This window comes from Microbacterium dauci (genome assembly GCF_030065535.1).
In the GTDB taxonomy this organism is placed as follows: Bacteria; Actinomycetota; Actinomycetes; order Actinomycetales; family Microbacteriaceae; genus Microbacterium; species Microbacterium dauci.
Genome location: NZ_JASJND010000006.1, coordinates 250,843 through 277,743 on the forward strand (window position 1 = coordinate 250,843; position 26,901 = coordinate 277,743).

Annotated in this window: 23 protein-coding genes; 16 read left to right on the forward strand and 7 right to left on the reverse strand. The window is 70.1% G+C overall.

Translation table 11 applies throughout. The annotated features are described in order from the left end of the window. Positions 1-46 precede the first annotated feature (46 nt). Positions 47-1,063, reverse strand: a complete 1,017-nt coding sequence (locus QNI14_RS10005; RefSeq protein ID WP_283716450.1) for an aggregation-promoting factor C-terminal-like domain-containing protein — start codon at positions 1,061-1,063, stop codon at positions 47-49. A gap of 249 nt (positions 1,064-1,312) precedes the next feature. On the opposite strand from QNI14_RS10005, the gene QNI14_RS10010 reads away from it, so the two are divergent. After that, positions 1,313-1,867, forward strand: a complete 555-nt coding sequence (locus QNI14_RS10010; RefSeq protein WP_283716451.1) for an NYN domain-containing protein — start codon at positions 1,313-1,315, stop codon at positions 1,865-1,867. Between the two features lie 33 nt (positions 1,868-1,900). On the opposite strand, the gene QNI14_RS10015 is transcribed toward QNI14_RS10010, so the two are convergent. Beyond that, positions 1,901-2,932, reverse strand: a complete 1,032-nt coding sequence (locus QNI14_RS10015; RefSeq protein WP_283716452.1) for a lactonase family protein — start codon at positions 2,930-2,932, stop codon at positions 1,901-1,903. Between the two features lie 80 nt (positions 2,933-3,012). Here QNI14_RS10015 and QNI14_RS10020 point away from each other — a divergent pair, with 80 nt between their 5' ends. From QNI14_RS10020 to QNI14_RS10035, 4 genes are read left to right on the forward strand one after another with little or no spacing between them, the layout of a single operon-like run. Beyond that, positions 3,013-3,798 (forward strand): sulfite exporter TauE/SafE family protein, encoded by a 786-nt coding sequence (locus QNI14_RS10020; protein WP_283716453.1) that lies wholly within the window; start codon positions 3,013-3,015, stop codon positions 3,796-3,798. A gap of 43 nt (positions 3,799-3,841) precedes the next feature. Then, positions 3,842-4,288 carry an FAS1-like dehydratase domain-containing protein gene (locus QNI14_RS10025; RefSeq protein WP_283716454.1) on the forward strand — a complete coding sequence of 149 codons (447 nt, stop codon included), beginning with the start codon at positions 3,842-3,844 and terminating at the stop codon, positions 4,286-4,288. Continuing rightward, positions 4,285-4,689 (forward strand): MaoC/PaaZ C-terminal domain-containing protein, encoded by a 405-nt coding sequence (locus QNI14_RS10030; RefSeq protein ID WP_283716455.1) that lies wholly within the window; start codon positions 4,285-4,287, stop codon positions 4,687-4,689. Before QNI14_RS10025 ends, QNI14_RS10030 begins: the two co-directional genes overlap by 4 nt. Positions 4,690-4,694: 5 nt before the next feature. Further along, the gene (locus QNI14_RS10035) at positions 4,695-5,831 is read left to right on the forward strand and encodes a UDP-N-acetylmuramate dehydrogenase (protein WP_283716456.1); all 1,137 of its coding nucleotides are present in this window, start codon (positions 4,695-4,697) and stop codon (positions 5,829-5,831) included. 196 nt (positions 5,832-6,027) lie between these two features. Here the strand turns inward: QNI14_RS10035 and QNI14_RS10040 are convergent, their stop codons facing one another. After that, positions 6,028-7,227 (reverse strand): pyridoxal phosphate-dependent aminotransferase, encoded by a 1,200-nt coding sequence (locus tag QNI14_RS10040; protein WP_283716457.1) that lies wholly within the window; start codon positions 7,225-7,227, stop codon positions 6,028-6,030. Between the two features lie 94 nt (positions 7,228-7,321). On the opposite strand from QNI14_RS10040, the gene QNI14_RS10045 reads away from it, so the two are divergent. The 4 genes from QNI14_RS10045 to QNI14_RS10060 are packed head-to-tail and all read left to right on the forward strand — an operon-like array spanning position 7,322 to position 10,818. Continuing rightward, positions 7,322-8,194 carry an ABC transporter ATP-binding protein gene (locus tag QNI14_RS10045; RefSeq protein WP_283716458.1) on the forward strand — a complete coding sequence of 291 codons (873 nt, stop codon included), beginning with the start codon at positions 7,322-7,324 and terminating at the stop codon, positions 8,192-8,194. After that, on the forward strand, positions 8,191-9,000 hold the full coding sequence (locus QNI14_RS10050; protein WP_283716459.1) for an ABC transporter permease: 810 nt from the start codon (positions 8,191-8,193) through the stop codon (positions 8,998-9,000). The genes QNI14_RS10045 and QNI14_RS10050 overlap by 4 nt, the downstream gene beginning before the upstream one ends. A gap of 19 nt (positions 9,001-9,019) precedes the next feature. Further along, the gene (locus QNI14_RS10055) at positions 9,020-10,192 is read left to right on the forward strand and encodes a sensor histidine kinase (protein WP_283716460.1); all 1,173 of its coding nucleotides are present in this window, start codon (positions 9,020-9,022) and stop codon (positions 10,190-10,192) included. Then, the gene (locus QNI14_RS10060; protein ID WP_283716461.1) at positions 10,189-10,818 is read left to right on the forward strand and encodes a response regulator; all 630 of its coding nucleotides are present in this window, start codon (positions 10,189-10,191) and stop codon (positions 10,816-10,818) included. Before QNI14_RS10055 ends, QNI14_RS10060 begins: the two co-directional genes overlap by 4 nt. A gap of 22 nt (positions 10,819-10,840) precedes the next feature. On the opposite strand, the gene map is transcribed toward QNI14_RS10060, so the two are convergent. Next, complete coding sequence (gene map, locus QNI14_RS10065) at positions 10,841-11,614, reverse strand: type I methionyl aminopeptidase (protein ID WP_283716462.1); 774 nt, start codon at positions 11,612-11,614, stop codon at positions 10,841-10,843. 122 nt (positions 11,615-11,736) lie between these two features. Here map and QNI14_RS10070 point away from each other — a divergent pair, with 122 nt between their 5' ends. Next, entirely contained in the window at positions 11,737-13,569 is a 1,833-nt protein-coding gene (locus QNI14_RS10070; RefSeq protein ID WP_283716463.1) for a DEAD/DEAH box helicase, read from the forward strand. A gap of 117 nt (positions 13,570-13,686) precedes the next feature. Here QNI14_RS10070 and QNI14_RS10075 read toward each other — a convergent pair whose 3' ends face one another. Continuing rightward, positions 13,687-15,282 (reverse strand): isocitrate lyase, encoded by a 1,596-nt coding sequence (locus tag QNI14_RS10075; RefSeq protein WP_283716464.1) that lies wholly within the window; start codon positions 15,280-15,282, stop codon positions 13,687-13,689. Positions 15,283-15,320: 38 nt separating this feature from the next. After that, entirely contained in the window at positions 15,321-16,979 is a 1,659-nt protein-coding gene (gene aceB, locus QNI14_RS10080; RefSeq protein ID WP_283716465.1) for a malate synthase A, read from the reverse strand. Between the two features lie 143 nt (positions 16,980-17,122). Between aceB and QNI14_RS10085 the strand changes: the two genes are divergently transcribed. Then, positions 17,123-18,607, forward strand: coding sequence for a helix-turn-helix transcriptional regulator (locus QNI14_RS10085; RefSeq protein WP_283716466.1), 1,485 nt, complete (start codon positions 17,123-17,125; stop codon positions 18,605-18,607). Between the two features lies 1 nt (position 18,608). On the opposite strand, the gene QNI14_RS10090 is transcribed toward QNI14_RS10085, so the two are convergent. Beyond that, positions 18,609-20,108, reverse strand: a complete 1,500-nt coding sequence (locus tag QNI14_RS10090) for a PucR family transcriptional regulator (protein ID WP_283716467.1) — start codon at positions 20,106-20,108, stop codon at positions 18,609-18,611. A gap of 112 nt (positions 20,109-20,220) precedes the next feature. Between QNI14_RS10090 and gabT the strand changes: the two genes are divergently transcribed. The 5 genes from gabT to QNI14_RS10115 are packed head-to-tail and all read left to right on the forward strand — an operon-like array spanning position 20,221 to position 26,881. Continuing rightward, positions 20,221-21,573, forward strand: a complete 1,353-nt coding sequence (gene gabT / locus QNI14_RS10095) for a 4-aminobutyrate--2-oxoglutarate transaminase (RefSeq protein ID WP_283716468.1) — start codon at positions 20,221-20,223, stop codon at positions 21,571-21,573. 34 nt (positions 21,574-21,607) lie between these two features. Continuing rightward, positions 21,608-22,984: a flavin monoamine oxidase family protein gene (locus tag QNI14_RS10100; RefSeq protein WP_283716469.1), complete on the forward strand. Its 1,377-nt coding sequence runs from the start codon at positions 21,608-21,610 to the stop codon at positions 22,982-22,984. Beyond that, a complete protein-coding gene (locus QNI14_RS10105; RefSeq protein ID WP_283716470.1) occupies positions 22,981-23,865 on the forward strand; it encodes a universal stress protein in 885 nt (294 codons plus the stop codon). The genes QNI14_RS10100 and QNI14_RS10105 overlap by 4 nt, the downstream gene beginning before the upstream one ends. Continuing rightward, the gene (locus QNI14_RS10110) at positions 23,865-25,424 is read left to right on the forward strand and encodes an APC family permease (RefSeq protein ID WP_283716471.1); all 1,560 of its coding nucleotides are present in this window, start codon (positions 23,865-23,867) and stop codon (positions 25,422-25,424) included. The genes QNI14_RS10105 and QNI14_RS10110 overlap by 1 nt, the downstream gene beginning before the upstream one ends. Continuing rightward, positions 25,421-26,881, forward strand: coding sequence for an NAD-dependent succinate-semialdehyde dehydrogenase (locus tag QNI14_RS10115; RefSeq protein WP_283716472.1), 1,461 nt, complete (start codon positions 25,421-25,423; stop codon positions 26,879-26,881). Before QNI14_RS10110 ends, QNI14_RS10115 begins: the two co-directional genes overlap by 4 nt. Positions 26,882-26,901: the final 20 nt, after the last annotated feature.

Genomic DNA, 26,901 nt, shown 5'->3' on the forward strand with positions numbered 1-26,901 from the left:
CGCGGCCGACATGATGTCGACCGCGGCTTCGTCGCGTATCAGGGGATCAGTACCAGCCGACGGACTGCGAGTGGCCCCACGCGCCGCACGGGCTGCCGTAGCGGCCGTCGATGTAGCCGAGGCCCCAGGCGATCTGCGTGGCGGGGTTGGTCTGCCAGTCGGAGCCGGCCGTCGACATCTTGCTGCCGGGGAGGGCCTGCGGAATGCCGTAGGCGCCGCTGGAGGGGTTCGAGGCCTGGTAGTTCCAGCCCGACTCCTTGTTCCAGAGCGAGACGAGGCAGCTGAACTGGTCGTCGCCCCAGCCGTAGTTGCCGAGCATGGCGCGGGCGGTCGCCTGCGCGTCAGCCGCGGACGTGCCGCTCGCGGCGACACCAGAGGTGGGCACCGAGACCGACGCCTCGACCTCGGCGGCAGCCTCGGCCTCGGCCTCAGCTGCAGCCTCTGCGGCGGCGGCTTCTTCCGCGGCCTTGCGCTCGGCTTCGGCCTTCGCCTTGGCCTTCGCTTCGGCCTTGCGCTTGGCCTCGGCCTTGCGCTCCTTCTCCTTCTCGATCGCGGCGTCGAGCTGACCGCGCAGGGCGCTGGTCTCCTCGGTGACCTCGGCGGTCTCGGCGACGACGTCTTCGGTCGCGCCCTGGATGTCGAGGAGCGGAATCTGCTCGACGGTCTCGAGGTGGTCGATCGCGTCTTCGAGGTCGGAGGTGTCGACGACCGTGTCGTCGGTGCCGATCTCGAGCTTCGAGACCGCGATGTCGCTCGTCACGTGGCCGGATGCCGCGATCGCGGCTTCCGCCTTGGCGATGGCCGTCTCGATGTCGGCGGAGGTGTCACTCGCGACGCCGCCGAACGTCCGCGGCATGGAGGTGCTGAACGATGCGAGTGCGTACGTCAGCTCGGTGTCGGTGCCCTGCGAGGCCGACGGGGCCGGCGCCATCGCGGTCGCGCTCGCGGCGATCGCCAGCGAGGCGGTGATCGTCGAAGCGACGAGGAACGGACGGCGGCGAAGGCGGCGTCCGGCGGCGCGGGTCGTGCGGCGGGCAGGGGTGAAATTCGAGTCAGTAGGCATGCAGAGTGGAGCGTTTCGTATCGGGAAAGCACGTCGGAATCGACGTGTGCGCCCGTTCGGGTCGGACACAAGTCAGCGAGTCTGGCCCACGTTTCTGAGCGTTACCCGAACGTTACCTGGATGACACTTCGGTCAAGCCGTCGAGAAAAGGCCTGATCCGGGGCTCCCGCCCCCTCGCCGACGGGGCTGGACCGCCCGTGCTCCTAGGATGAGGCGGACGCGCACCGCGCGGCGAAGGAGGCTCGGGCCATGGCGGCAGAACGCACGACGTGGGTGCTCGTCGACGGCGAGAACATCGACGCGACGCTCGGCGGATCGATCCTCGGGCGGCGCCCGCAGCCCGACGAGCGACCCCGCTGGGACCGCATCCTCACGTACCTCGCCGACGAGTGGAACCAGGAGACCCGCGGGCTCTTCTTCCTCAACGCGTCGACGAATCTCCCGATGTCATTCGTGCAGGCACTGCTCGCGATGGGCTACCAGCCGGTGCCGCTGTCGGGCGACGCTGACGAGAAGGTCGTCGACATCGCCATCCAGCGCACGCTCCGCGCGCTGCAGGAGCGCGGCGGCGACGTCGTCCTCCTCAGCCACGACGGCGACTTCGTCGACGACCTCGGCCGCCTCGCCGACGGACGGCGCCTCGCAGTCCTCGCGTTCGAGGAGTTCCGGAACGCCGGCTTCGCGCAGATCCCCGGCATCCACTTCTTCGACCTCGAATACGACGCAGGCGCCTTCGACGCGCAGCTGCCGCGCGTTCGGATCATCCCGATCGAGGAGTTCGACCCGCTGCAGTTCCTTCGCTGAGCGGATGCCGCGGCCCCCGCTCGGGTGCGGCGTTCAGACGAAGCGGACCCAGTTCGCGCCGCGCCCGGTCTCTGCCTGGTGCGACAGGGTGAGCTCGGCGCCGTCGACGGCGTAGAGCGAGACCGTGGTGGAGCGCTCGCCCGCGGCGAGGAGCACGCGGCCGTCGCCGCTCAGCGCGAACCCGCGCGGCTGCGGCTCGGTCACCGTGTACGCGTCGGGAGCCGACACACTGCCGTCCGCGGCGAGCGGCACCGCCGCGAGCGTCGACGCGGTGCGCTCCGACGCCCACACGACACCATCGCCCAGGTGCAGGTCGGCGCCCCAGACGTAGTGGTGCTCCAGTGGCTTCTCGTCGATCACACTGTGACCGAGGCCGGCGGCGGGATCGTGCGCGGGTGCGAAGTCCCGATAGGTGAGCAGGCCGCTCTCGGCGTCGCGGTCGAAGTGCAGGACCTCCGCCGAGAATTCGGTCAGGACGTACGCCGCGCCGCGGCTGTCGTCGAGCGCGATGTGCCGCGGGCCGCTGCCGGTCGGCGCAGGAACGACCGCAGGCTCGAGCGGCGTGAGCGCGAGGTCGTCGCCGAGGGCGTACTGCGCGACGAGGTCGGCCTCGAGCGACACGAAGTACGCGAAGCGGCCGTCGTCGCTCGCGAGCACCGAGTGCAGGCGCGGGAAGCGCACCTCGGCGATAGGTGCCGAGACGACGCCATCGTCGACGGATGCCACGATCCCGTAGCCGCCGGAGTAGGCGGCGCCGAGCAGCGCCGAGCCGTCACGCGTGAGCGCGAGGTAGTTCATGGCGCCGTCGGGGAGGTCGACGCGCGAGTGTTCCGTGAGCTCGCCGGTCTCGCGGTCGAGCGTCAGGGTGAGGATGCCGGGTTCGGCATGCGTGGCATCCGCCTTCACCGAGGCGTAGACGAATCCGCGCGCGGCATCGACGGCGAAGTTCGAGCAGCCGGTGATCCTCGCGGTGACGGCGAGCCGCTCCAGGGTGCCGTCCGCGATGCGGAACGTGCTGATCGAGGAGTCACCGGAGTTGGCCACAAGGGCGAGCGAGGAGGGCATGCTCCGATCGTACGGGCGCCGAGGGGGCGGCATCCGCGAGAGTAGGGTCGAGGGATGACCTTCGTGCTGGACTCCCGTTCGTGACCGTCGCGCGCACCCCCCGGTTCTACGTCCTCACGGTCGTCATCGGTCTGCTCGCGGGACTGCTCTCGGGCATGTTCGGCGTCGGCGGCGGCACGATCATCGTTCCGATGCTCGTCATGCTGCTCGCGTTCGACCAGCGCCTGGCCGCGGGCACCTCGCTCGCGGCGATCGTCCCCACCGCAGCGGTCGGCGTGGTCTCGTACGCGACGACCGGCTCGGTCGCGTGGATCCCCGCGATCATCCTCGCGGCGGGCGCCGTTGTGGGTGCGCAGATCGGCACGTGGCTGCTCGCCAAGCTCTCGCAGAACACGATCCGCTGGGGTTTCGTCGTCTTCCTCGTGGTCGTGATCGTGTTCCTCTTCATCGTCATCCCCTCACGCGATGCGGAAGTGCCGCTGACCTGGCTCACCGGTGGCGGGTTCGTCGTGCTGGGCGTCTTCACCGGGATCATGGCGGGTCTGCTCGGCGTGGGCGGCGGCGTCATCGTCGTGCCGGCGCTCATGTTCCTCTTCGGCACGAGCGACCTCGAGGCCAAGGGCACGTCGCTGCTGATGATGATCCCGACGGCGATTTCGGGCACGATCGGCAACATCCGTCGCGGCAACGTCGACCTCGTCGCCGCCGCGATCATCGGCGTCTCGGCCTGCACCACGACAGCGCTCGGCGCGTGGATCGCGACCCTGGTCGACCCGTTCACTGCGAACGTCCTCTTCGCCGCGTACCTCACGTTCATCGCCGGGCAGATGGCGCTGAAGGCCTGGCGCGCGCGTCGCAAGCGCTGAGGCGGGCCGGGCGTCGCCCGCGGCCCGCGGGTAGGATCATCGGGTGCCCGTGAATCCCGAGTTGCTCGGTCGTGCGTTCCCGCCGACCGCCCCGTACCTCGTCGGACGCGAGAAGGTGCGCGAGTTCGCCCGTGCCGTCTTCGCGACCGACCCGCAGCACGTCGACCCGGCCGCAGCGCAGCGGCTCGGCTACACCGACGTCGTCGCCCCGCCGACGTTCGCGATGGTCATCCAAGACCTCACGCTGCAGCAGCTGCTCGCCGAGCCCGACTCCGGCATCGTCCTCGAACGCCTCGTCCACGCCGAGCAGCGCTTCCGCTACACGCGACCCATCGTCGCGGGTGACGAGCTCACCGGCACCCTGACGGTCACCGGCATCCGCGCCTTCGGCAAGGGTGCCATGGTCACGAGCGAAGCCGAGATCACGGATGCCGCGGGCGCCCACGTCGTCACTGCGACGTCGGTCCTGCTGGTCGGAGGAGACGAATGAGCCTCGAAGTCGGCGCCGTCGTCGCCGAACGCACCGTCCACCTGAGCCGTGAGGACCTCGTCCGTTACGCGGGCGCCTCGGGCGACTTCAACCCGATCCACTACAACGATGCCGTCGCCGCCCGCGTCGGACTGCCGGGCGTCCTCGCGCACGGCATGCTCACGATGGGGCTCTCGGTCGAGACCGTCGTCGAGTGGCTCGGCGACTCGGGTCGCATCCTCGAGTACGGCGTCCGCTTCACGCGGCCCGTCGTGGTCGACGCCGAGAACGGTGCCGACGTCACGGTCGTCGCGAAGGTCGGCGCCGTCGACGACGAGGCGATCCGCCTCGATCTCACCGTCAGCCACGACGACACCACGGTCCTCGGCAAGGCGCAGGTCCGCGTCCGCGCGGCATCCTGACCTCCATGCCCGAGATCGCACCCGTCCCGCTCGCGGACCTGACGACCCTGCAGGTCGGTGGGATGCCGCGCCGTCTCGTCGAGGCGACGACGCAGGACGAGCTCGTCGAGGTGCTGACCGGGCTCTGGGACGAGGGGGAGTCCTGGCTCGTCGTCGGCGGCGGGTCGAACCTGCTCTTCGGTGACGACGAGTTCGACGGCACCGTCGTGCTCGTGCGCACCTCGGGCATCGAGCGCATCTCGTCGCCGCGCGAGGGATACGTGCGCCTCAAGGTGCAAGCCGGACAGAACTGGGACGAGCTCGTCGCGCAGACGGTCGCGGCCGGGCTCCGGGGGATCGAGGCGATGTCGGGCATCCCCGGCACCACCGGTGCCGCTCCCATCCAGAACGTGGGCGCCTACGGGCAGGAGATCGTCGAGACACTCGTCGAGGTTGACCTGCTCGACGAGGCGACGGGCGAGGTCTCGACCGTGCTGGCATCCGAGCTGGGACTGGGACTTCGTACGTCCGTGCTGAAGCAGCACTACGGCTCGGTACCCGAGCGGCCCGCCGTGATCCTCTCGGTGACCCTCGAACTCGAGCAGGTCGGGCACGGTGATGTACCCGTACGTGGACCGCAGTTGCGCGGAGCGCTCGGCCTCGAGGAGGGCGCTGCGGTGTCGCTCGCCTGGATCCGCGAAACGGTGCTCGCGATCCGCGCCGGCAAGGGCATGGTCCTCGACGCGGCAGACCGCGACACGTACAGCGCCGGCTCGTTCTTCCAGAACCCGGTCGTGTCGGCGGAGTTCGCAGCGACGCTGCCGGCTGACATGCCGCGCTGGCCGATGGCGCCGGTCGAACAGGACGACGTCGTCATCCCGCTCGACCGCTTCGACGGGTATCTCCCGACCCGTGACGGAGGGATGCCACCGGTCAAGCTCAGCGCCGCGTGGCTCATCGAGCACGCCGGCATGCGTCGCGGCTTCTCGCTGCCGCGCTCGCGTGCTGGGCTGTCGACGAAGCACGCCCTCGCGCTCACCAACCGGGGGGATGCCACGGCCGAGGAGATCGCCGCGCTCGCGCGCCTCATCCAGCAGCGTGTGCAGGCCGAGTTCGGCGTGCTGCTGCAGCCCGAACCGGTCCTCTTCGGCGTCGAGCTGTAGCCCGGGGGCCTGTTCGGACGCTCCGCCGACGGCCGCCGCGAATGCGTGGCATCCGCTCACAGTGCAGAACGGACTGGCGCACCGATGCAATGGATCTGCGCCGACGCGCGGGGAACGGATGCCGCGGCGCGGCGTGTCGCGCGTGATCCATTGCATCCGTGCGCGACGCCGCCGCCGCCTCCGCAGCGACCGCGCGTCAGGCGAAGAGGCGCTGCAGGCGCTGGACGCCCTCGAGGAGCTGGTCATCTCCCAGGGCGTACGAGAGGCGCAGGTAGCCCGACGGGCCGAAGGCCTCGCCCGGGACCGCGGCGACCTCGGCCTGGTCGAGGATGAGGTCGGCGAGCTCGAGCGACGTGTTCACGGTCTTGCCGTGCCACTCGCGGCCGAGCAGGCCCGTGACGTCGGGGTAGACGTAGAACGCGCCGAGCGGGTTCGGGACGGTCACACCGGGGATCTTCGCGAGCTCCGAGACGATGAGGCCGCGGCGGCGGTCGAACGCCTGGCGCATCTCCTCGGCCTCGGTCTGCGGGCCGGTGAGCGCCGCGAGCGCCGCGCGCTGCGCGATGTTGTTGACGTTCGAGCTGAGGTGCGACTGCAGGTTGCCGGCGACCTTCATCGCGTCGGCGGGGCCGACCATCCAGCCCACGCGCCAGCCGGTCATGGCGTACGTCTTTGCGACGCCGTTCACGAGGATTGTCTGCTCGGCGAGGGCGGGGACCGCCTCGACGATCGACACCGCGCGGGCGCCTTCGTAGACGAGGTTCTGGTAGATCTCGTCGCTCACGACCCAGATGCCGTGCTCGAGCGCCCACTCGCCGATCGCCTTGGTCTCCTCGGGCGTGTACACGGCCCCGGTCGGGTTCGACGGCGAGACGAACACGAGGACGGTGGTCTTGTCGGTGCGCGCGGCTTCGAGCTGCTCGACGGTGACCTTGTACTCCTGGTCGGCGCCGGCGAACACCTCGACGGGCACGCCGTCGGCGAGGGCGATCGCCTCGGGGTACGTGGTCCAGTACGGCGCGGGCAGCAGCACCTCGTCGCCGGGGTTCACGACCGCCTGGAACGCCTGGTAGACCGCCTGCTTGCCGCCGTTGGTGACGATGACCTGCGACGGCGCGACCTCGAGTCCCGAGTCGCGGAGCGTCTTGGCGGCGATGGCCTCGCGCAGCACGGGGAGGCCGGCGGCGGGCGTGTAGCGGAAGTTCGCGGGCGAACGAAGCGCCTCGGCGGCGGCATCCACGATGAACTGCGGGGTCGCGAAGTCGGGCTCGCCGGCCGCGTACGAGATGACGGGGCGGCCCGCTGCCTGCAGCGACTTCGCCTTGGCGTCGACCTTGAGGGTCGCCGACTCGGCGATGGCGGACAACTTGCGGGACAGCGGAGCGCGTTCGGTCACGCTCCGAGCCTACCGGCGTGTCCACCGAATGGTGGATGCCGCGTCATCCGGATGACGGCTCGTTCGGGTCGTGCGCTGCGAGCACGCTGGAGGCATGGAGACAGCAGCGGTGACGGCGCAGGAACTGCGCAAGGTGTACGGGGATCGGACGGTCGTCGACGGGATCTCGTTCGATATCGCCCGTGGCGAGACGTTCGCGTTGCTCGGCCCGAACGGCGCCGGCAAATCGACCACCGTCGAGATGCTCGAGGGATACCGGCGGCGTACGGCTGGAGCACTCTCGGTGCTCGGCGTCGACCCGGACCACGGCGGGCTCGACTGGAAGGCCCGGCTCGGGATCGTGTTGCAGACAACAGGGCAATCGGGCGCGTACACGGTCCGCGAGCAGCTGCGCCAGTTCGCGACCTACTACCCGCGTCCGCGCGATGTCGACGAGGTGATCGCGGCCGTCGGGTTGACGGCGCAGGCGGGCACCCGGATCGCGAAACTCTCGGGTGGCCAGCAGCGCCGGGTCGACGTGGCACTCGGGATCGTCGGGAGACCGGAGTTGCTCTTCCTCGACGAGCCCACCACCGGGTTCGATCCGGAGGCGCGTCGCGAGTTCTGGCGTCTCATCCGGGAGCTGCAGGACGACGGCACGACGATCGTCCTGACGACCCATTACCTCGACGAGGCCGCCGAGCTGGCAGACCGGGTCGGCGTGATCATCGGTGGCGCGATGCGTGCCCTCGGCCCGATCGACACCTTCGGCGGGCCGCGTGCCCGGGTGCCGCGGGTGTCGTGGATCGAGTCCGGTCGGGCACGCACCGAGGCGGTCGACGACCCGTGGGCGTTCGCCGTCGCGCTCGCCGAGCGGCTGCAAGCGCCGCCCGAGGCACTGGAGATCAGGCGGCCGACGCTCGAGGAGGTCTACCTCGACATGGTCGCGGGGGCCGGGGTCGAGCAGGACGAGGCGGTCGTCCGATGAGCGCCGTCAGCGTCGGTGTCGGCCGCGCCGCATTCGAGGTGCGCGGCTACTTCCGCTCCGGTGACACCGTCTTCTTCACCTTCCTCTTCCCGGTGTTCATGCTTGCGCTGTTCGCCACGATCTTCGGCGGTGACGGCGACGTCGTCCCGGGGCCCGGTGTTCCGGGGGTCAGTGCACCGCAGCTCTACCTTCCGGGCATGCTCGCGGCGGGCCTGCTGCTGTCGGGGTTCCAGAACCTCGCGGTGGACATCGCGATGGAGCGGTCCGACGGCACCCTCAAACGTCTCGGCGGCACGCCGCTCTCTCCCATCTCCTACTTCGCGGGGAAGGTCGGGCAGGTCCTCGTGACCGGCGCGCTCCAGGCCGCCCTGCTCATCGTCGTCGCGATCGTCGCGTTCGACGTGCCGCTGCCGGCCGACCCGGCAGCGTGGGCGACGTTCGCCTGGGTGTTCCTGCTCGGGCTCACCGCGTCGGCACTGCTCGGCATCGCTGTCTCGGCGCTGCCGCGCACCGGACGGAGCGCCACTGCGGTGGTCGTGCCGATCGCGCTCGTGCTCCAGTTCGTGTCGGGCGTCTACATCTGGTTCTGGCAGCTGCCGGACTGGCTGCAGCACGTCGCGAGCGTGTTCCCCGTCGTCTGGATGGCTCGCGGCATGCGATCGGTCTTCCTCCCAGAGGAGCACGCCGTCCTCGAGATCGGCGAGACGTGGGGGCTCGGATGGGTAGCGCTCGTGCTCGCGGCCTGGCTCGTGGTCGGCCTCGCGCTCACCCGGCTGACGTTCCGCTGGAACCGGCGCGACGCGTAGCGTGGGCTCCGGAGGTGCGATGACCCCCGTGCGCGCATGGGACACCGCCGTCGCCGTGGCGACGGCGGTGCTCCTCGTGGTGATCGTGCTGGTGTTCCCGCCCGCCACGACGAGCCGCACGGTGACGGCGGTGACCGCCGTCGCCGTGCTCGTGGCCGCATACCTTCTGCTGGCTCGCGGTCGGATCGACCGCGAGCGGCCGGGCTGGCGCGGCGCGCTCTTCGTGGGTGTCGCCGCGGCTGCGCTCGGCGCCGGGACGGCGGCGGAGCCGTTCCTCGCGATCGCGCAGACGCTCGCGTATCCGCTGGTCTGGGTCATCATGCGCACCGAGCGCCAGGCGATCGCGGGATCGGTGCTGCTCGCGGCCGGGGTGCTCGTCGGCACTGCGGCATCCGCTCGGTTCAGTCTCGACGGGTGGTTATCGGGTGCGTTGACGGCGGGCGCGTCGCTCACGGTGTCGATCGTGTTCGGATTGTGGATCTCGAGCATCGCGCGGTCCGCCGAGGAGCGCGGACGACTCATGACGCAGCTCGCCGACACCCGCGACGAGCTCGAGGCCCTCAGCCGGCAGCAGGGTGCGGCGGCCGAGCGGGAGCGGCTCGCGCGCGAGATCCACGACACCCTCGCGCAAACGCTCGCGGGGCTCGTGATCCTCGCCGAACGCGCGGGTCGGCAGTCGGGTGCCGGCAATGCGGTGGGCGCCACCGAGACGATGAAAACCGTCGAGGATGCCGCGCGCGCGGCGCTCGGCGAAGCGAGGGCGCTCGTCGCGCACACCGCAGCCGTCCCCGGCGATCAGGCGCTCGAGGCCGCCGTCCACCGGCTCGTCGAGCGGTTCCGGGGCGAGACGGGGCTGCGCATCGACCTCACCGTCGCCGCCGGCGCATCGCTCGACCGGGAGACGCAGGTCGTCGTGCTGCGGTGCCTGCAGGAAGCGCTCGCGAACGTCCGAAAGCACGCTCATGCGTCCCTCGTCACCGTGTCGGTCGAGGTGACCGATGTATCCGCCCGCCTCCGTGTCGTCGACGACGGCAGGGGGTTCGACGCGTCTGCGCCGCGACGCGGGTTCGGTCTGGACGGGATGGCCGACCGGGTGTCGCTCGCGGGCGGGGTGTTCGAGGTCGTGCCGTCGGGATCCGGCACGGTGCTGACCGCCGAGGTGCCCCGGCGGATCACGGAGGTGTCGTCGTGATCCGCCTGCTGATCGCGGACGACCACCCCGTCGTCCGAGCCGGGCTCGCCGGTCTGCTGTCGGACGAGCCGGAGCTCGAGGTCGTCGGGCAGGCCGCTGACGGGCTCGAAGCGGTGCGACTGGCCGCAGAGGTCGCGCCGGATGTCGTGCTGATGGATCTCCGGATGCCGGGACTCGACGGTGTCGCCGCGACGCTGCGCATTCTTGCCGGGCCCCCGCCGACGCCGCGGGTGCTGATCCTGACCACCTACGAGAGCGACGATCAGATCCTCGCGGCGATCGAAGCGGGCGCGGGCGGCTACCTGCTCAAAGCGGCGCCGCAGGACGAGATCGTCGCGGGGATCCGGTCGGTCGCGGCGGGGCAGACGGCGCTGTCGCCGCAGGTAGCGGTCCGACTCGTGGAGCGGATGCGGCGTCCGGAGCCGGCCGCCCTCACACCACGCGAGCTCGAGGTGCTCGCCCTCGTCGCGGACGGCACGGGGAACAAGCAGATCGCTGCACGCCTCGGCATCGGCGAATCGACGGTGAAGACGCACCTGCTGCGGATCTTCGAGAAGCTGGGGGTCTCCGACCGCACGCGTGCGGTGACCCTCGCCCTCGAGCAGGGCATCCTGCCCCGTCGCTGACCGTGGTCGGACGGTCAGCGGGTCAGCGCGTCGGCAGGGTGAGGATCTCGACGCCGTCCTCGGTGATCGCGACGGTGTGCTCGGTGTGGGCGGTTCGGCTTCCGGTGGAGCTGCGGAGCGTCCAGCCGTCCTCGTCGGTGACGAGCACGTCGGTGTCGGCCATGACCCACGGCTCGATGGCGAGCATGAGGCCGGGGCGCAGGCGGTAGCCGCGGCCGGGGCGGCCGTCGTTCGAGACGTGGGGGTCCTGGTGCATCGTCGTGCCGATGCCGTGGCCGCCGAACTCCATGTTGATCGGGTAGCCGGCGCCCGAGAGCACCTCGCCGATGGCGTGCGAGATGTCGCCGATGCGCGCATTGGGGCCCGCGGCTGCGATGCCCGCGGCAAGCGCCTCCTCGGTCGCGGCGATGAGCTCGGCGTCGCCGGGCTGCGCCTTCGTGCCGACGGTGAAGCTGATTGCAGCGTCGGCGGCGACGCCGCCGGTCTTCACCGCGAGGTCGAGGGTGAGCAGATCGCCGTCGGCGAGACGGTAGTCGCGCGGTCGTCCGTGCAGGACGGCGTCGTTGACGGCCGTGCAGATGTAGTGGCCGAACGGGCCGCGTCCGAACGAGGGTGCGTAGTCGACGTAGCAGGACTCGGCACCGGCATCCAGGATCATCTGCTTCGCCCACGCGTCGATCTCGAGCAGGTTCGTGCCGACCTTCGCGCGCCCCTTGAGGGTGTGCAGGATGTCGCCGACGAGCGCGCCGGAGACGCGCGCCTGGTCGATCTGGGCGGGAGTGAGGATTTCGATCATGTGCGTTTCCGACGTTCGAATGCGGGTACCGACTCTCAACTCTACGGATGCCGCGCCGGCCGGGTGCGGCGATCGTGCCATCCGCTCGGCGAACGCACGGGTCGCTCCCGTACCCTTGACAGGTGAGTGACTCCGACATCGACACCGATGAGACCCCGACCCTGCCCCGCTTCGACGAGCTGGGACTGACCGGTCCGGTCCTCGCCGCGATCAAGGACCTCGGCTACGAGACGCCGTCCGCGATCCAGGCGGCGACCATCCCCGTCCTCCTCGGCGGCCGCGACGTCGTCGGCATGGCGCAGACCGGCACCGGTAAGACGGCCGCCTTCGCGCTGCCGATCATGGAGAACCTCGACCTGACGCAGAAGACGCCGCAGGCGCTCGTCCTCGCGCCGACGCGCGAGCTGGCCCTGCAGGTCTGCGAGGCGTTCGAGGCCTACGCCGCCCGCATGAAGGGCGTGCACATCCTTCCCGTCTACGGCGGGCAGGGCTACGGCGTGCAGCTCTCGGCGCTCCGCCGTGGCGTGCACATCGTCGTCGGCACCCCTGGCCGCATCATGGACCACCTCGAGAAGGGCACCCTCGACCTCTCGGAGCTGAAGAACCTCGTCCTCGACGAGGCCGACGAGATGCTCAAGATGGGCTTCGCCGAGGATGTCGAGCAGATCCTCGCCCAGACCCCCGAGGAGAAGCAGGTCGCCCTCTTCTCGGCGACCATGCCGCCCTCGATCCGTCGCCTCGCGCAGCAGTACCTGCGCGACCCGGAAGAGATCACGGTCAAGACGAAGACCACCACGAACACGAACATCACGCAGCGGTTCCTGATCGTGTCGTACCAGCAGAAGGTCGACGCCCTCACCCGCATCCTCGAGGTCGAGAACTTCGACGGGATGATCATCTTCGTCCGCACGAAGAACGAGACCGAGACCCTCGCCGAGAAGCTCCGGGCCCGCGGCTTCAGCGCGGCGCCGATCAACGGCGACATCCCGCAGCCGCAGCGCGAGCGGAGCGTCCAGCAGCTCAAGGACGGCAAGCTCGACATCCTCGTCGCGACCGATGTCGCCGCCCGTGGTCTCGACGTCGAGCGCATCAGCCACGTCGTGAACTTCGACATCCCGACCGACACCGAGTCGTACGTGCACCGCATCGGCCGCACCGGCCGCGCGGGCCGCAAGGGCGACGCGATCAGCTTCGTCACCCCGCGCGAGCGCTACCTGCTCGCGCACATCGAACGCGCCACCCGCCAGCAGCCCACGCAGATGCAGCTGCCCACGACCGAGGACATCAACTCGACCCGCCTCACGCGATTCGACGACGCGATCACCGCGGCGCTGTCGGACGAGGCGCGCATCGCCGAGTACCGCGACGTCATCGACCACTACGTGCGCAACCACGACGTGCCCGAGCAGGACGTCGCCGCGGCGCTCGCCGTCGTCGCGCAGGGCGACACCCCGCTGCTGCTCGATCCGTCCGACGACCAGCTCGCGAAGTCGCTCGCCGCCGACGCCGAGCGCGGCACACGCAAGGACCGGCCCGCACGCGAGGGCGGTGCGCCGCGCGAGCGTCGCAGTCGCGGCGACTTCACGACGTACCGCATCGAGGTCGGCCGCCGTCACCGCGTCGAGCCCCGGCAGATCGTCGGCGCGCTCGCGAACGAGGGTGGCCTCGGCCGCGACGACTTCGGCGCCATCCAGATCAAGCCGGACTTCTCGCTCGTCGAGTTGCCCGTGACGATGGATGCCGCCGTCCTCGACAAGCTGCGCTCGACGCGCATCTCGGGCCAGCTCATCAACATCACGCCCGATCGTGGACGCCCCGGCCACCGCGGCGACGACCGCCCGAAGCGGTCGTACGACGATCGCCCGAAGCGGTCGTACGACGATCGCCCGAAGCGCTCGTTCGACGGCCCGCGCGACGACCGCCCGGCACGCAAGCCGCGCCATAAGAAGGACTGACGCGAACGACGGAGGGGCGGATGCTCCCCACGCCCACTCCACCCGACGCTTCGCGTCGCGCGGAGCCTCTGGGCGCGTGGGCCCAGTGGCATCCGCCCCTCCGTCGTTCAGCGGTGCTCAGCTGAACTGGTTCATCGTGTTGTGCGCGCCGCCCGCCTTCAGGGCGGCGTCGCCGGCGAAGTACTCCTTGTGCCCGTCACCCAGGTCACTGCCCGCCATGTTCTGGTGCTTGACGGTCGCGATGCCCTCGCGGATCTCGCGCCGCTGCACGCCCTTCACGTAGGCGAGCATGCCCTCGTCGCCGAAGTAGCCCTTCGCCAGGTCATCGGTCGACAGCGCGGCCGTGTGATAGGTCGGCAGGGTGATGAGGTGGTGGAAGATGCCCGCCCGCGCGGCGCCGTCGCGCTGGAAGGAGCGGATCTTCTCGTCCGCCTCGCGAGCCAGCTCGGTGTCGTCGTACGCGACGTTCATCAGGTCGCCGCGGTCGTACATCGAGACGTCCTCACCGGCCGCTTCGAGGCGGTCGTATGCCTGCTGGCGGAAGTTCAGCGTCCAGTTGAACGACGGGCTGTTGTTGTAGACGAGCTTCGCGTCCGGCACCTCGGCGCGGATCGCGTCGACCATCCCCGCGATCTGCTCGATGTGCGGCTTCTCGGTCTCGATCCACAGCAGGTCGGCGCCGGCGCGGAGCGACGTGATGCAATCGAGCACGACGCGCTCCTCACCGGTGCCCGGGCGGAACTGGTACAGGTTGCTCGCCAGCCGCTTCGGGCGCAGCAGGGTGTCGCCGCGCGTGATGACGACGTCGCCGTTGCGCAGGTCGCCCTGAGCGATCTCGTCGGCGTCGAGGAACGCGTTGTACTGGTCGCCCAGGTCGCCCGGCTCATGGGTGACGGCGAGCTTCTGGGTGAGGCCGGCGCCGAGCGAGTCGGTGCGGGCGACGATGATGCCGTTGTCGATGCCGAGCTCGAGGAAGGCATACCGGACGGCGTTGATCTTCGCGATGAAGTCCTCGTGGGGGACCGTCACCTTGCCGTCCTGGTGGCCGCACTGCTTCTCGTCCGACACCTGGTTCTCGATCTGGATCGCGCAGGCGCCCGCTTCGATCATCTTCTTCGCGAGCAGGTACGTCGCCTCGGGGTTGCCGAAGCCCGCGTCGATGTCGGCGATGATCGGCACGACGTGGGTCTCGAAGCTGTCGATCTGCGACTGGATGAACTCCGCTGCAGTGTCGTCGCCCGCCGCCCGCGCGGCATCCAACTTCGTGAACAGCAGGTCGAGCTCGCGCGCGTCGGCCTGGCGCAGGAAGGTGTAGAGCTCGGTGATGAGCGCCGGGACCGCGGTCTTCTCGTGCATCGACTGGTCGGGGAGCGGACCGAACTCCGACCGGAGCGCGGCGACCATCCAGCCGGAGAGGTACAGGTAGCGCCCCTTCGTGGACTTCAGGTGCTTCTTGATCGAGATGAGCTTCTGCTGCCCGATGAAGCCGTGCCAGACGCCGAGCGACTGGGTGTACGCCGAGCTGTCGGCGTCGTACTCCGCCATGTCGCGGCGCATGATGTCGGCGGTGTACTGGGCGATCTCGAGCCCGGTGCGGAACCGGTTCTGCGCGCGCATCCGCGCGGCGGACTCTGGGTCGATGGCATCCCAGGTGGAGCCGTTCCGCTCTTTGAGCGTGCGGACGGTGTCGATGTCGTGCTGGTAGGTGGTCATGTCACGTCCTCGTGTCAGTGTGGTCGGTCGGGTGCGGGTCAGTCGGTTTCGGTGAGGTACGTCGCGTACGCACCGAGGGTCAGGAACGTCGGGAACTCGGTCCCGAGCGCGACGTCGCGGAACACCGCGGCGGCGTCGTCGAACCGGTCCTGGTCGTGGCGGGGTACCTCGGCGAGCACCTCGGCGATGAGGCCCTCGATGTACTCCCGCGTGATGCGGGTGCCGTCGTCGGTGGCGCGGTCCTGGTGGATCCACTGCCAGATCTGCGACCGGCTGATCTCGGCCGTCGCGGCATCCTCCATCAGCCCGTCGATCGCGACGGCGCCGAGGCCCCGCAGCCAGGCTTCGATGTAGCGGATGCCGACCGACACGTTGCCGCGCACGCCCGCCGCGGTGATCGGCAGGCCGATGTGGCAGTCGATGAGCTGCGATGGCTGCACGGTCACGTCGTCGCGCAGCCGGTCGACCTGGTTCGGTCGGTCGCCGAGCACGGCGTCGAACTCCGCCTGGGCGACCGGGATGAGGTCGGGGTGCGCCACCCAGGTGCCGTCGAACCCGTCGCCGGCTTCGCGGTGCTTGTCGGCCGCCACCTTCTCGAACGCGAGGTTCGTGGCCTCGGGATCGCGTCGGTTCGGGATGAATGCGCTCATGCCGCCGATCGCGAAGGCGCCCCGCTTGTGGCAGGTCTGCACGAGCAGCTCGGTGTACGCGCGCATGAACGGCACGGTCATGGTGACCTGGCTGCGGTCGGGCAGCACGAAGCGGGCGCCGCGGCCCCGGTAGTTCTTGATCATCGAGAAGATGTAGTCCCAGCGGCCGGCGTTGAGCCCCGCGATGTGGTCGCGCAGTTCGAAGAGGATCTCCTCCATCTCGAACGCGGCCGGCAGCGTCTCGATGAGCACGGTCGCGCGGATCGTGCCGTGCGGGATGCCCACGTACTGCTCGCTGTACGTGAAGACGTCGTCCCACAGCTTCGCCTCTTCGGCCGACTCGAGCTTCGGGAGGTAGAAGTACGGCCCGCGCCCGTTCGCGATGAGCTGCGTCGCGTTGTGGAAGAAGTACAGGCCGAAATCGACGAGCGAACCGGATGCCGCGAGCGTGCGGCCCGTGCGGTCGGTGAACTCGATGTGCTTCTCCATCAGGTGCCAGCCGCGCGGACGCATGACGATCGTCGGGGTCTGCTCGGCGGTGACGCGGTACTCCTTGCCCTCGGGGCTCGTGAAGCGCAGCTGCCCGCGGATCGCGTCGAAGAGCGAGAGCTGCCCCTCGATGACGTTGCGCCAGGTGGGACTCGTGGCATCTTCCTGGTCGGCGAGCCAGACCTTCGCGCCGGAGTTGAGCGCGTTGATGGTCATCTTCGGGTCGGTCGGCCCGGTGATCTCGACGCGGCGGTCTTCGAGCCCGGGACCGGCGCCAGCGACGCGCCACTCCGCGTCCTCGCGGATGTGGGCGGTGTCGCTGCGGAACGTCGGGTCCTGCCCGTTGCCGATCTCGAACCGGCGGCGCATACGGTCGGCGAGACGGTCGTGGCGACGTCCGCCGAAGCGGGAGTGGAGCTGTGCGACGAAGTCGAGCGCCTCGGGGGTGAGGATCTCGCCGTACCGCTCGCCGATGCGGCCGCGGACGGTGAGCGTCGGCGTCAGCTGGGTAGCGGTGGGTGCGGTGACGGGCGCGATGCCCGTTGCAGTGGGGGTCATGGCCGGCTCCTTCGCGTTGGGCCGATGCGGTCGGGTGCATCGGCGGGTCGTGACATCCACTGTGTGTGAAGTTGATGCGGCGAGCTGGCCATTTCGGGGGAGAAGATTGCGTGTTCTTCTACTTTCGTGACACACTCCCGGTCATGACGATCGATGAAGATCTCTCCCTGGATGCCACCGATGCCACGGATGCCGCGGATGCCGCGGACGCGCTGACCATCGGCCGCCGGGTCCGCCAGCTTCGCGTGGCCCGCGGGATGACGCTCGACGACCTGGCATCCGCTGTCTCACGTGCACCGAGCCAGCTGTCGATGATCGAGACGGGCAAGCGGGAGCCGAAGCTGTCGCTGCTGCAGACGATCGCGCGGGCGCTCGGCACGACGATCGACGCGCTGCTCGAAGCCGAGCCGCTCGACGAGCGCGCGACGATGGAGATCGCACTGGAGCGGGCGATGAAGGGGCAGACCTTCCAGTCGCTCGGGCTCGCGCCGTTCCGCATCGGCAAAAGCGTGCCCGACGAGGTGCTGAAGACACTGCTCGCGCTGCAGGGCGAGATCGAACGCCTCAACGACGACCGCTCCGCGACGCCCGAGGAGGCACGGCGTGCGAACGTCGACCTGCGGCACCTCATGCGTCGGCAGGACAACTTCTTCCCCGAGCTCGAGGCGCACGCCGCGCGCATCCTCGCGGCGGTCGAGCACCCGGGCGGACCGCTCACGCAGCGCACTGCGTCGGATATCGCCGCCCACCTGGGGTTCTCGCTGCACTACGTGCCCGACTTGCCCGCATCCACCCGAAGCGTCGCCGACGTCCGCCATGGCCGGTTGTACCTGTCGAGCACGATCCCGGCGAAGGGTGACTCCCGCACGCCGGTACTGCAAGCGCTCGCGAGTCGGATCCTCGGGCATGCCGAACCCACCTCGTACGCCGTGTTCCTGCGGCAGCGGGTCGAGACCAACTACCTCGTCGGCGCGCTGATGATGCCCGAGGCGCAGGTCGCGCCCTTCCTGCAGGATGCCAAGGCGCGGCGCGCGATCTCGATCGAGGACCTCCGCGACGCGTACTCGGTGTCGTACGAGACCGCCGCGCACCGGTTCACGAACCTCGCGACCCGGCACCTGGACATCCCGGTGCACTTCCTCAAGGTGCACGAGTCGGGCACGATCACGAAGGCGTACGAGAACGACGACGTGAATTTCCCGGCCGACCGGTTCGGGTCGATCGAGGGGCAGCTGTGCTGCCGCAAGTGGACGAGCCGGGTGGTCTTCGACATCCCCGACAAGTTCAACCCGTACTACCAGTACACCGACACCGGGAACGGCACGTACTGGTGCACGGCCCGGGTGGAATCGTCGAGCGACGGCGCGCACTCGGTCAGTGTCGGCGTGCGCTTCGACGACACGAAGTGGTTCATCGGCCGCGAGACCACGAACCGGGGCACCTCTCGCCACGCGGTCGAAGTCTGCTGTCGCCGCCCGCCGGAGCAGCTGGAGTCGACGTGGCGCCACCAGGCGTGGCCGAACGTCCGCACCCCGCGGACCCTCCTCGCCACCCTCCCGACGGGGTCGTTCCCCGGCGTCGACACGACCGACCTCTACGAATTCCTCGAGGCCCACGCGCCCGGGTGAATCAGCCCTCGACGAGGCGGAACGCGGCCCACAGCTCGGCGCGGACCGCGAACGACGAGAGGTCGACGCCGAGGGTGCGCTCCGCTGCGGCGAGGCGGGTGCGCACCGTGTGGCGGTGCACGCCCAGTGCCAGCGCAGCCTGCTCGTGGGAGCCGTCGGCGTGCAGCCACGCGCGCACGGTCGCGGCCAGCTCCGGAGCGAGCGGGTCGAGCAGCGCGCGGGCGAGGGTGGCGCCCGCATCGTCCGGGACGAGGGAGAGGATGCCGCCCGCGCGCAGGTCCGCGACGCGGCTCACCGCTGCTGCGCCGCGGTCTCGGGCGAGCAGCGCCTCGGCGTGCGCGGTCTCGAACCCGTCATACGCCCCGGCACCCGAGACACCGACCCGCACGCCGAACCGCATCGCAGCTTCCTCGAGCACCGCGTCGTCGGCTTCGCGCACGACGATGACGGCACCGTCCTCGTCCGCGCCGGAGAACACCGACCCCTGCCGCTCCTCGGCGCGGAGCTCGAGGAACTCGAGCAGTTGCTCCGCCGTCGTGCCCGCGGCATCCGCCACCGCCACGACGATCGGCTCAGTGGGCAAGGGGCCGCCGACGTCGCGTGCGATGCGACCCGCAAGGGTCACGTCGCCCGCGCGGAGCGCGTGGACGACGCCGGTGCGCAACGCCGCCCGCGCCCGGCTCAACCGCTGGTGCTGTTCGAGCGCGAGCCCCGCCATCGCGAGCACTGCGGTCACGACGTCGCGTCCCTCGCGGTCGAGAGTGCCCGACCCGATCGCGAGCACGCCGCGCAGGGCGCCGCCGCGGCCGAGCGTCTGCAGGGTGAACGCGGTCTCGGAGGATCGCAGCGACGACCCCGAGTGGGCACCGCGCCGGAGCACTGCGCCGACCTCGTCGCCGAGGGAGCCGACGGTCGCGGCGTCGAGCGTGCCGGTCGGATGCTCCCGCACGAGCGCTCCGGCGGCGTCGTACATGCCGACCCACGTGTCGAGCTGCTTGGCGAGTTCGGCGATCGTCGCGCCGAGCCCGTCGGGGCGGAGCGCCGCGAGCGCGATCGCACGCTGCGCCGACAGTGCCCAGCTCCGCCGGGCGTACGCCTGCGCGGCGATCGCGTCGGCGTTCGCACGCGCGACGGCGATGAACGGGGTGCTGTAGGGCACCTCGAACAGCGGCATCCGCCGGCGGTCGCATGCGTCGCGGAGTCCCGCCGGGATGCCGTCGCGGACGACCTCCGTGCCGAAGCCGAGTGCCGTGATGCCGCGATCGACCAAGCGCCCCACGTACTCGTCATACCCGGTGTCGTCGCCGAACTGGGTGCCGGTCGTGAGGAGGACGACCTGGTCGGTCAGGAACGGCGTCGGATCGGCGAGGTCAGTGCTGTGCACCCAGCGGATGGGCTGTTCGAGCGCGTCGGCCGGCAACCCGTCCGACGCGAGCCGCAGGTCGAGTTCGCGCCGCGCGAGCAGTGCGCGCAGCGTCGAACCGGGGTCGAGCGTGACCATGCCGCCTCCGTTGCAGTCGTGACGAGGTGACTGTACATGGTGTACATGGCGAGCCACATCTCATACGCAGCGGCCAGTGACCGCGCGTGACGGGTGGCAATACGCTCGCGACATGACCACCCCCGTCGCATCCGTCCCGCTCGGTGGCCCCGCGCTCGCGCAGGAGCGCCGCCTCGTCACCGCGATCCCCGGCCCGCGCTCGCAGGAGCTCCTCGCCCGAAAGGCCGCCGCCGTCGCGGCGGGTGTCGGCCACACCGTCCCGATCGAGGCCGTGGCAGCGGGTGGCGGCGTCGTCGTCGACGCCGACGGCAACTCGCTCATCGACCTGGGGTCGGGCATCGCCGTCACGAGCGTCGGCAACGCCCACCCGAAGGTGGTCGAGGCGATCGCGGCGCAGGCGGCGCAGTTCACCCACACCTGCTTCATGATCTCGCCGTACGAGTCGTACGTCGCCGTCGCCGAAGCGCTCAACCGCATCACGCCCGGCGACCACGCCAAGAAGAGCGCGCTGTTCAACTCGGGCGCCGAGGCCGTCGAGAACGCGATCAAGATCGCCCGCAAGCACACCGGCAAGCAGGCCGTCGTCGCCTTCGACCACGCCTACCACGGCCGCACCAACCTCACGATGGCACTGACCGCGAAGTCGATGCCGTACAAGAGCGGCTTCGGCCCGTTCGCGTCCGAGGTGTACCGCGCGCCGCTGTCGTACCCGTTCCGCGACGGGCTGTCGGGACCGGATGCCGCGGCGAAGGCGATCTCGGTCATCGAGAAGCAGGTGGGTGCCGAGAACCTCGCTGCGGTCATCATCGAGCCGATCCAGGGCGAGGGCGGGTTCATCGTGCCGGCCGACGGCTTCCTTCCGGCCCTCGTCGAATGGTGCCGCGCGAACGACGTCGTCTTCATCGCCGACGAGGTGCAGTCCGGCTTCGCCCGCACCGGCGCGATGTTCGCGAGCGAGCTGTTCGGCATCGTCCCCGACCTCGTGACGACCGCCAAGGGTATCGCCGGCGGGATGCCGCTGGCCGCGGTCACCGGTCGCGCCGACATCATGGACGCGACCCACACCGGCGGCCTCGGCGGCACCTACGGGGGCAACCCGGTCGCCTGCGCCGCGGCGCTCGCCGCGATCGACGCGTTCGAGCACGACGGGCTCATCGAGCGGGCGCAGCAGATCGAGACCATCCTCAAGGGTCGGCTGCAGAGCCTCGCCTCGGCGGATGCACGCATCGGCGACGTGCGCGGCCACGGCGCGATGATCGCCGCCGAGTTCATCGACCCCGAGACCGGTGCTCCCGATGCCGCGCTCGCCGCGAGCATCGCGAAGGCGTGCATCGCCGAGGGTGTCATCGTCCTCACGTGCGGGACATACGGCAACGTGTTCCGCTTCCTGCCGCCGCTGTCGATCAGCGACGCGCTCCTGCACGAAGGGCTCGACGTCGTCGTCGCCGCCCTTGCTGCCGCCTGAGCCGCGGCATCCGATCGGACGAAAGGCGAAGCACATGAGTGAACTCACGGATTTCACTGAGACCACCAGAGATGTCGTCGTCATCGGCGCGGGGGCCGCGGGCCTCACCGCTGCGAACGAACTGCGCAAGGCCGGTCTGTCGGTCGCCGTCCTCGAGGCGCGTGACCGCGTCGGCGGGCGACTGTGGACCGACGTCATCGACGGCGCGATGCTCGAGATCGGCGGACAGTGGGTCTCGCCCGACCAGGATGCGCTGAAGGAGACGATCGCCGAGCTCGGCCTCGAGACGTACAGCCGCTACCGCGAGGGCGACAGCGTGTATGTCGGCCCGAGTGGTGAGATGTCGCGCTTCACCGGCGAGATGTTCCCCGTCGCGCCCGAGACCGAGGCCGTCATCGACGAGCTCACCCAGCGACTCGACGCGATGGTCGCCGAGATCGATCCCGACCAGCCATGGGCACACCCGAACGCCGCGGAGTGGGACACGATCTCGTGGGACGCGTGGCTGCGGCAGCAGACCGACGACGACGAGGCGGTCCGCAACCTCGCGTTCGCGACCGGTTCGGCGATGCTCACGAAGCCCACGCATACGTTCTCGCTGCTGCAGTCGCTCCTCATGGCGGCGAGCGCCGGCAGCTACTCGAACCTCGTCGACGCCGACTTCATCCTCGACAAGCGGGTGGTCGGCGGGCTCCAGCAGGTGCCGGTGCTGCTCGCGGAGCGACTCGGCGACGACGTCTTCCTCGGACAGCCGGTGCGGACCCTCGAATGGTCGGATGCCGGTGTCCGTGCGGTCGCCGACGGGATGAGCGTCCGCGCCCGTGCCGCCGTCGTCGCGCTCGCGCCGGTGCTCTACAACCGCATCTCGTTCGTGCCCGCGCTGCCGCGGCGCCAGCACCAGATGCACCAGCACATCTCGATGGGCTTCGTCATCAAGGTGCACGCCGTCTATGACCGCCCGTTCTGGCGCGAGCAGGGGCTCTCGGGCACCGCGTTCAGCCCGTACGAGGTGTGTCACGAGGCGTACGACAACACGAACCACGGTGACGAGCGCGGCACGCTCGTGGGGTTCGTGTCCGACCAGCAGGCCGACGACGTGTTCACGCTGAGCGCCGAGGAGCGGAAGACCCGCATCCTCGAATCGCTCTCGCACTACTACGGACCCGAGGCGCTCGACCCGGTCGTCTACTACGAGAGCGACTGGGGGAGCGAGGAGTGGACCCGCGGCGCGTATGCCGCGAGCTTCGACCTCGGCGGCCTCCATCGCTACGGCGCGGATCTCCGCAGCCCCGTCGGCCCGATCCGCTTCGCCTGCAGCGACATGGCGGGCGCCGGTTACCAGCACGTCGACGGCGCCATCCGCATGGGGCGCCTCGCGGCCGCCGACATCCTCGCGCAGGTCCGGTCGTGACCGGCCGCATCGTCGTCGGCTACACCGCCACGAAGGCGGGGCTCGACGCCGTCGCCGTCGCGAGCGGTCTCGCCGCGGTATCCGGTGCCGAACTCGACATCGTGCTCGTCCTGCCGGCCGAAGGCCGCAGCGTCATCACGCCGCCCGACGCGTCGTACGACCGCTACCTGCTCGGACAGGCAGAGGCCTGGCTCGCGGATGCCGCGGCCGCAGTGCCCGCCGGTGTCGTCTCCCGCGAGCACGCCCGCTACGGAGAGTCGTTCCCCGAGGGGCTGGTCGCCGCGGCGGGCGAGTTCGGCGCGTCGCACATCGTCGTCGGCGCTGCCGACGGCGGCGCGCGCGGGCGGCACCGCCTCGGCTCGACGACCACGCAGCTGCTGCACTCCTCCGATGTCCCCGTCGTGCTCGTGCCCCGCGGTGCGCGCAAGCGGGTGACGGATGCCGGCGTACCGAGGCTCACCGTCGCGATCGGTACGCGCGCCGGTGCAGACGTGCTGCTCGACGAGGCGATCGCCCTCGCCGCGTCGACCGGCGCGTCGCTCCGGCTCGTCTCGCTGGTGACCGTCGACCTGCCGGCATCCGTCGACACGGGCGTCATCCGGCTCGCCGGCGCCGCGCACGCCGAAGAGGTGCTCACGACCGTGCTCGAGCGGGTGCCTACGGGAGTGCCGGCCGAGATCCTCGCGGCGCGCGGCGACGACATCGAGAGCGCCGTCGCGCACCTCGACTGGCTGCCGGGCGAGATCATGCTCGTCGGATCGAGCCGTCTCGCACAGCCGCGACGGCTGTTCCTCGGGTCGACGGCGGCGAAGCTGCTGACCCGCATCCCGGTCCCGATGATCGTCGTCCCGCGGACGCGGCAGAGCGAAGGAGCTCGATGATGAGCACGAACGCACCTGAGCAGGCTCCCGTCGACGGCGGCCTGTCCAACAAAGGGCTGAGTGCCGGCACAGTGGGCCTGATCGGCGCAGTCGTGATCGGCATCTCCTGCATCGCACCGGCGTACACGTTCACGGCCGCGGTCGGCCCGACCGCCTCGGCCGTGGGTGCGCCGATCCCGGCGGTGATCCTCGTCGGCTTCATTCCGATGCTGCTCGTCGCGTTCGGCTACCGCGAGCTCAACAACCGCATGCCCGACGCGGGCACCTCGTTCACGTGGGCGACGCGCGCGTTCGGCCCGTGGGTGGGCTGGATGGCCGGGTGGGGGCTCGTCGTCGCGACGATTCTCGTCCTGTCGAATCTCGCCGGCGTCGCGGTCGAATTCCTGTTCCTGCTCATCTCGCAGATCACCGGTGACCCCGGCGTCGCCAACCTGGCGTTCGAGGTGTGGATCAACATCGCGGTATGCCTGCTGTTCATGCTCGGGGCGACGTGGGTCTCGTACCGCGACATGCAGACCACCCAGAAGCTGCAGTACGTCCTGGTGACCTTCCAGATCGCCGTCCTCGTGCTGTTCTCCGTGGTTGCGATCGCCAAGGTCGTCGGTGGCGGCGGCTTCGATCCGCAGCCGTTCGACCTCGAGTGGTTCAACCCGTTCGCAATCTCGTCGTTCAGCGCGCTCGCCGCGGGACTCTCGCTGTCGATCTTCATCTTCTGGGGGTGGGACGTCACGCTCACCATGAACGAGGAGACGAAGGACCCCGAGAAGACCCCGGGCCGGGCGGCGACGGTCACCGTGATCACGATCGTGTCGCTCTACTTGCTACTCGCCGTCGCGATGATCATGTTCGCGGGCGTCAGCACGGGGGAGCTGGGCCTCGGCAACGAGGACATCCAGGCGAACGTCTTCTTCTTCCTGTCCGACCCGGTGCTCGGGCCGCTCGCATTCCTCGTGTCCCTCGCCGTGCTCACGAGCTCGGCATCGTCGCTGCAGTCGACGTTCGTCGGGCCCGCTCGCACCCTCCTCGCGATGGGGCACTACGGGGCACTGCCGCCTGCATTCGCGAAAGTGAGCCCGCGGTTCTTCACGCCCGGTTACGCGACGATCGCCTCGGCGATCGTGGCCTCGGGGTTCTACGTCGTGATGCGGCTCGTCAGCGAGAACACCCTGTGGGACACGATCCTCACCCTGGGGATGATGATCTGCTTCTACTACGGCATCACCGCGTTCGCGTGCGTCTGGTACTTCCGTAAGCAGTGGTTCGACTCGGTGCGGAACGTCTTCTTCACGTTCCTGTTCCCGCTGGTGGGCGGCGTCATCCTCGCGGTCTTGTTCGTCACGACGCTGATCGACTCGATGGATCCTGCGTACGGCTCGGGGGCGAACGTCGGCGGACTCGGGATCGTCTTCATCCTCGGCATCCTGATCATCGGCATCGGCCTCGCGGTCATGATCTGGCAGTCTTTCGCCCGTCCGGCCTTCTTCCGGGGTGAGACCCTGGGGATGGACGCCCCCGTGAGCGCACGCCGCGCGCGTGCAGAAAGCGAGCGCACCCGATGACCGACAGCGAGAGCGACCTGCTCGCCCGGGTACCGACCCAGCTGTTCATCGACGGGCAGTGGACGGATGCCGCCGACGCGCGCACCTTCGCCGTCCGCGACCCCGCCACCGGCGCCGTCATCCGCGAGATCGCGGATGCGTCGCCGGCCGACGGCCTGCGTGCGCTTGACGCCGCGGTGGCCGCCCAGGAGGCCTGGGCGGCCACCGCTCCCCGCGAGCGCAGCGACATCCTGCGGCGCGCGTTCGACCTGGTTCGGGCGCATGCGGAAGACCTCGCACTGCTGATGACGCTCGAGATGGGAAAGCCGCTCGCCGAGGCGCGCGGCGAGGTCGCCTACGGCGGCGAGTTCCTGCGCTGGTTCAGCGAGGAGGCGGTCCGCGTCGCAGGCCGGTACGGGTCGAACCCGGAGGGCACCGGTCGCGTCGTCGTGTCGCAGCGTCCGGTGGGCCCCTGCTTCTTCATCACGCCGTGGAACTTCCCCCTCGCGATGGCGACGCGCAAGATCGCACCGGCGCTCGCTGCCGGCTGCACGGTGGTCATCAAGCCAGCTGAGCTGACCCCCTTGACGACGCTGTTCTTCACGCAGCTCCTGGTCGAGGCGGGGGTTCCCGCCGGCGTGGTCAACGTCGTGACGACCACCTCGTCGGGCGACGTCTCGGCGCCGATCATCGCCGACCCGCGCCTCCGGAAGCTGTCGTTCACCGGCTCGACACCCGTCGGCCGGAAGCTCATGGCGCAGGCCGCCGAGGGCGTGCTCCGGGTCTCGATGGAGCTCGGGGGCAACGCGCCGTTCGTCGTGTTCGACGACGCCGACCTCGACAAGGCGGTCGACGGCGCGATGCTCGCGAAGTTCCGCAACATCGGTCAAGCCTGCACGGCTGCGAACCGCTTCATCGTCCACGAGGCCGTGGCATCCGAGTTCTCCCGTCGCGTCTCCGAGCGCGTCGCAGCGATGACGATCGGCCGCGGCACCGAAGACGGCGTGCAGATCGGTCCGCTCATCGACGACCGCGCGGTCGCGAAGGCGGGGGAGCTCGTCGCCGATGCTGTCGAGCGTGGTGCCCGCGTGGTCACCGGCGGGCACGCGGTCGAGGGCGAGGGCACGTTCTACGAGCCGACCGTGGTCGAAGGCGTGACCGCGGGCAGCGCGATCCTCCGCGAGGAGATCTTCGGGCCGGTGCTCGCGATCAGCACGTTCTCGGACGAGGACGAGGCCGTCCGCCTCGCGAACGACACCGAGTACGGCCTCGTCTCCTACGTCTTCACGCAGGACCTCGCCCGTGGCCATCGCATGATCGACCGGCTCGAGACCGGGATGATGGGCCTCAACGTCGGCGTCGTCTCGAACGCCGCCGCACCGTTCGGCGGCGTCAAGCAGTCCGGCGTCGGCCGCGAGGGCGGCCTCGAAGGCATCCACGAGTACCTCAGCGTGAAGTACACGCTGATCCCGAACTGACCACGTACGCACACAGGAAC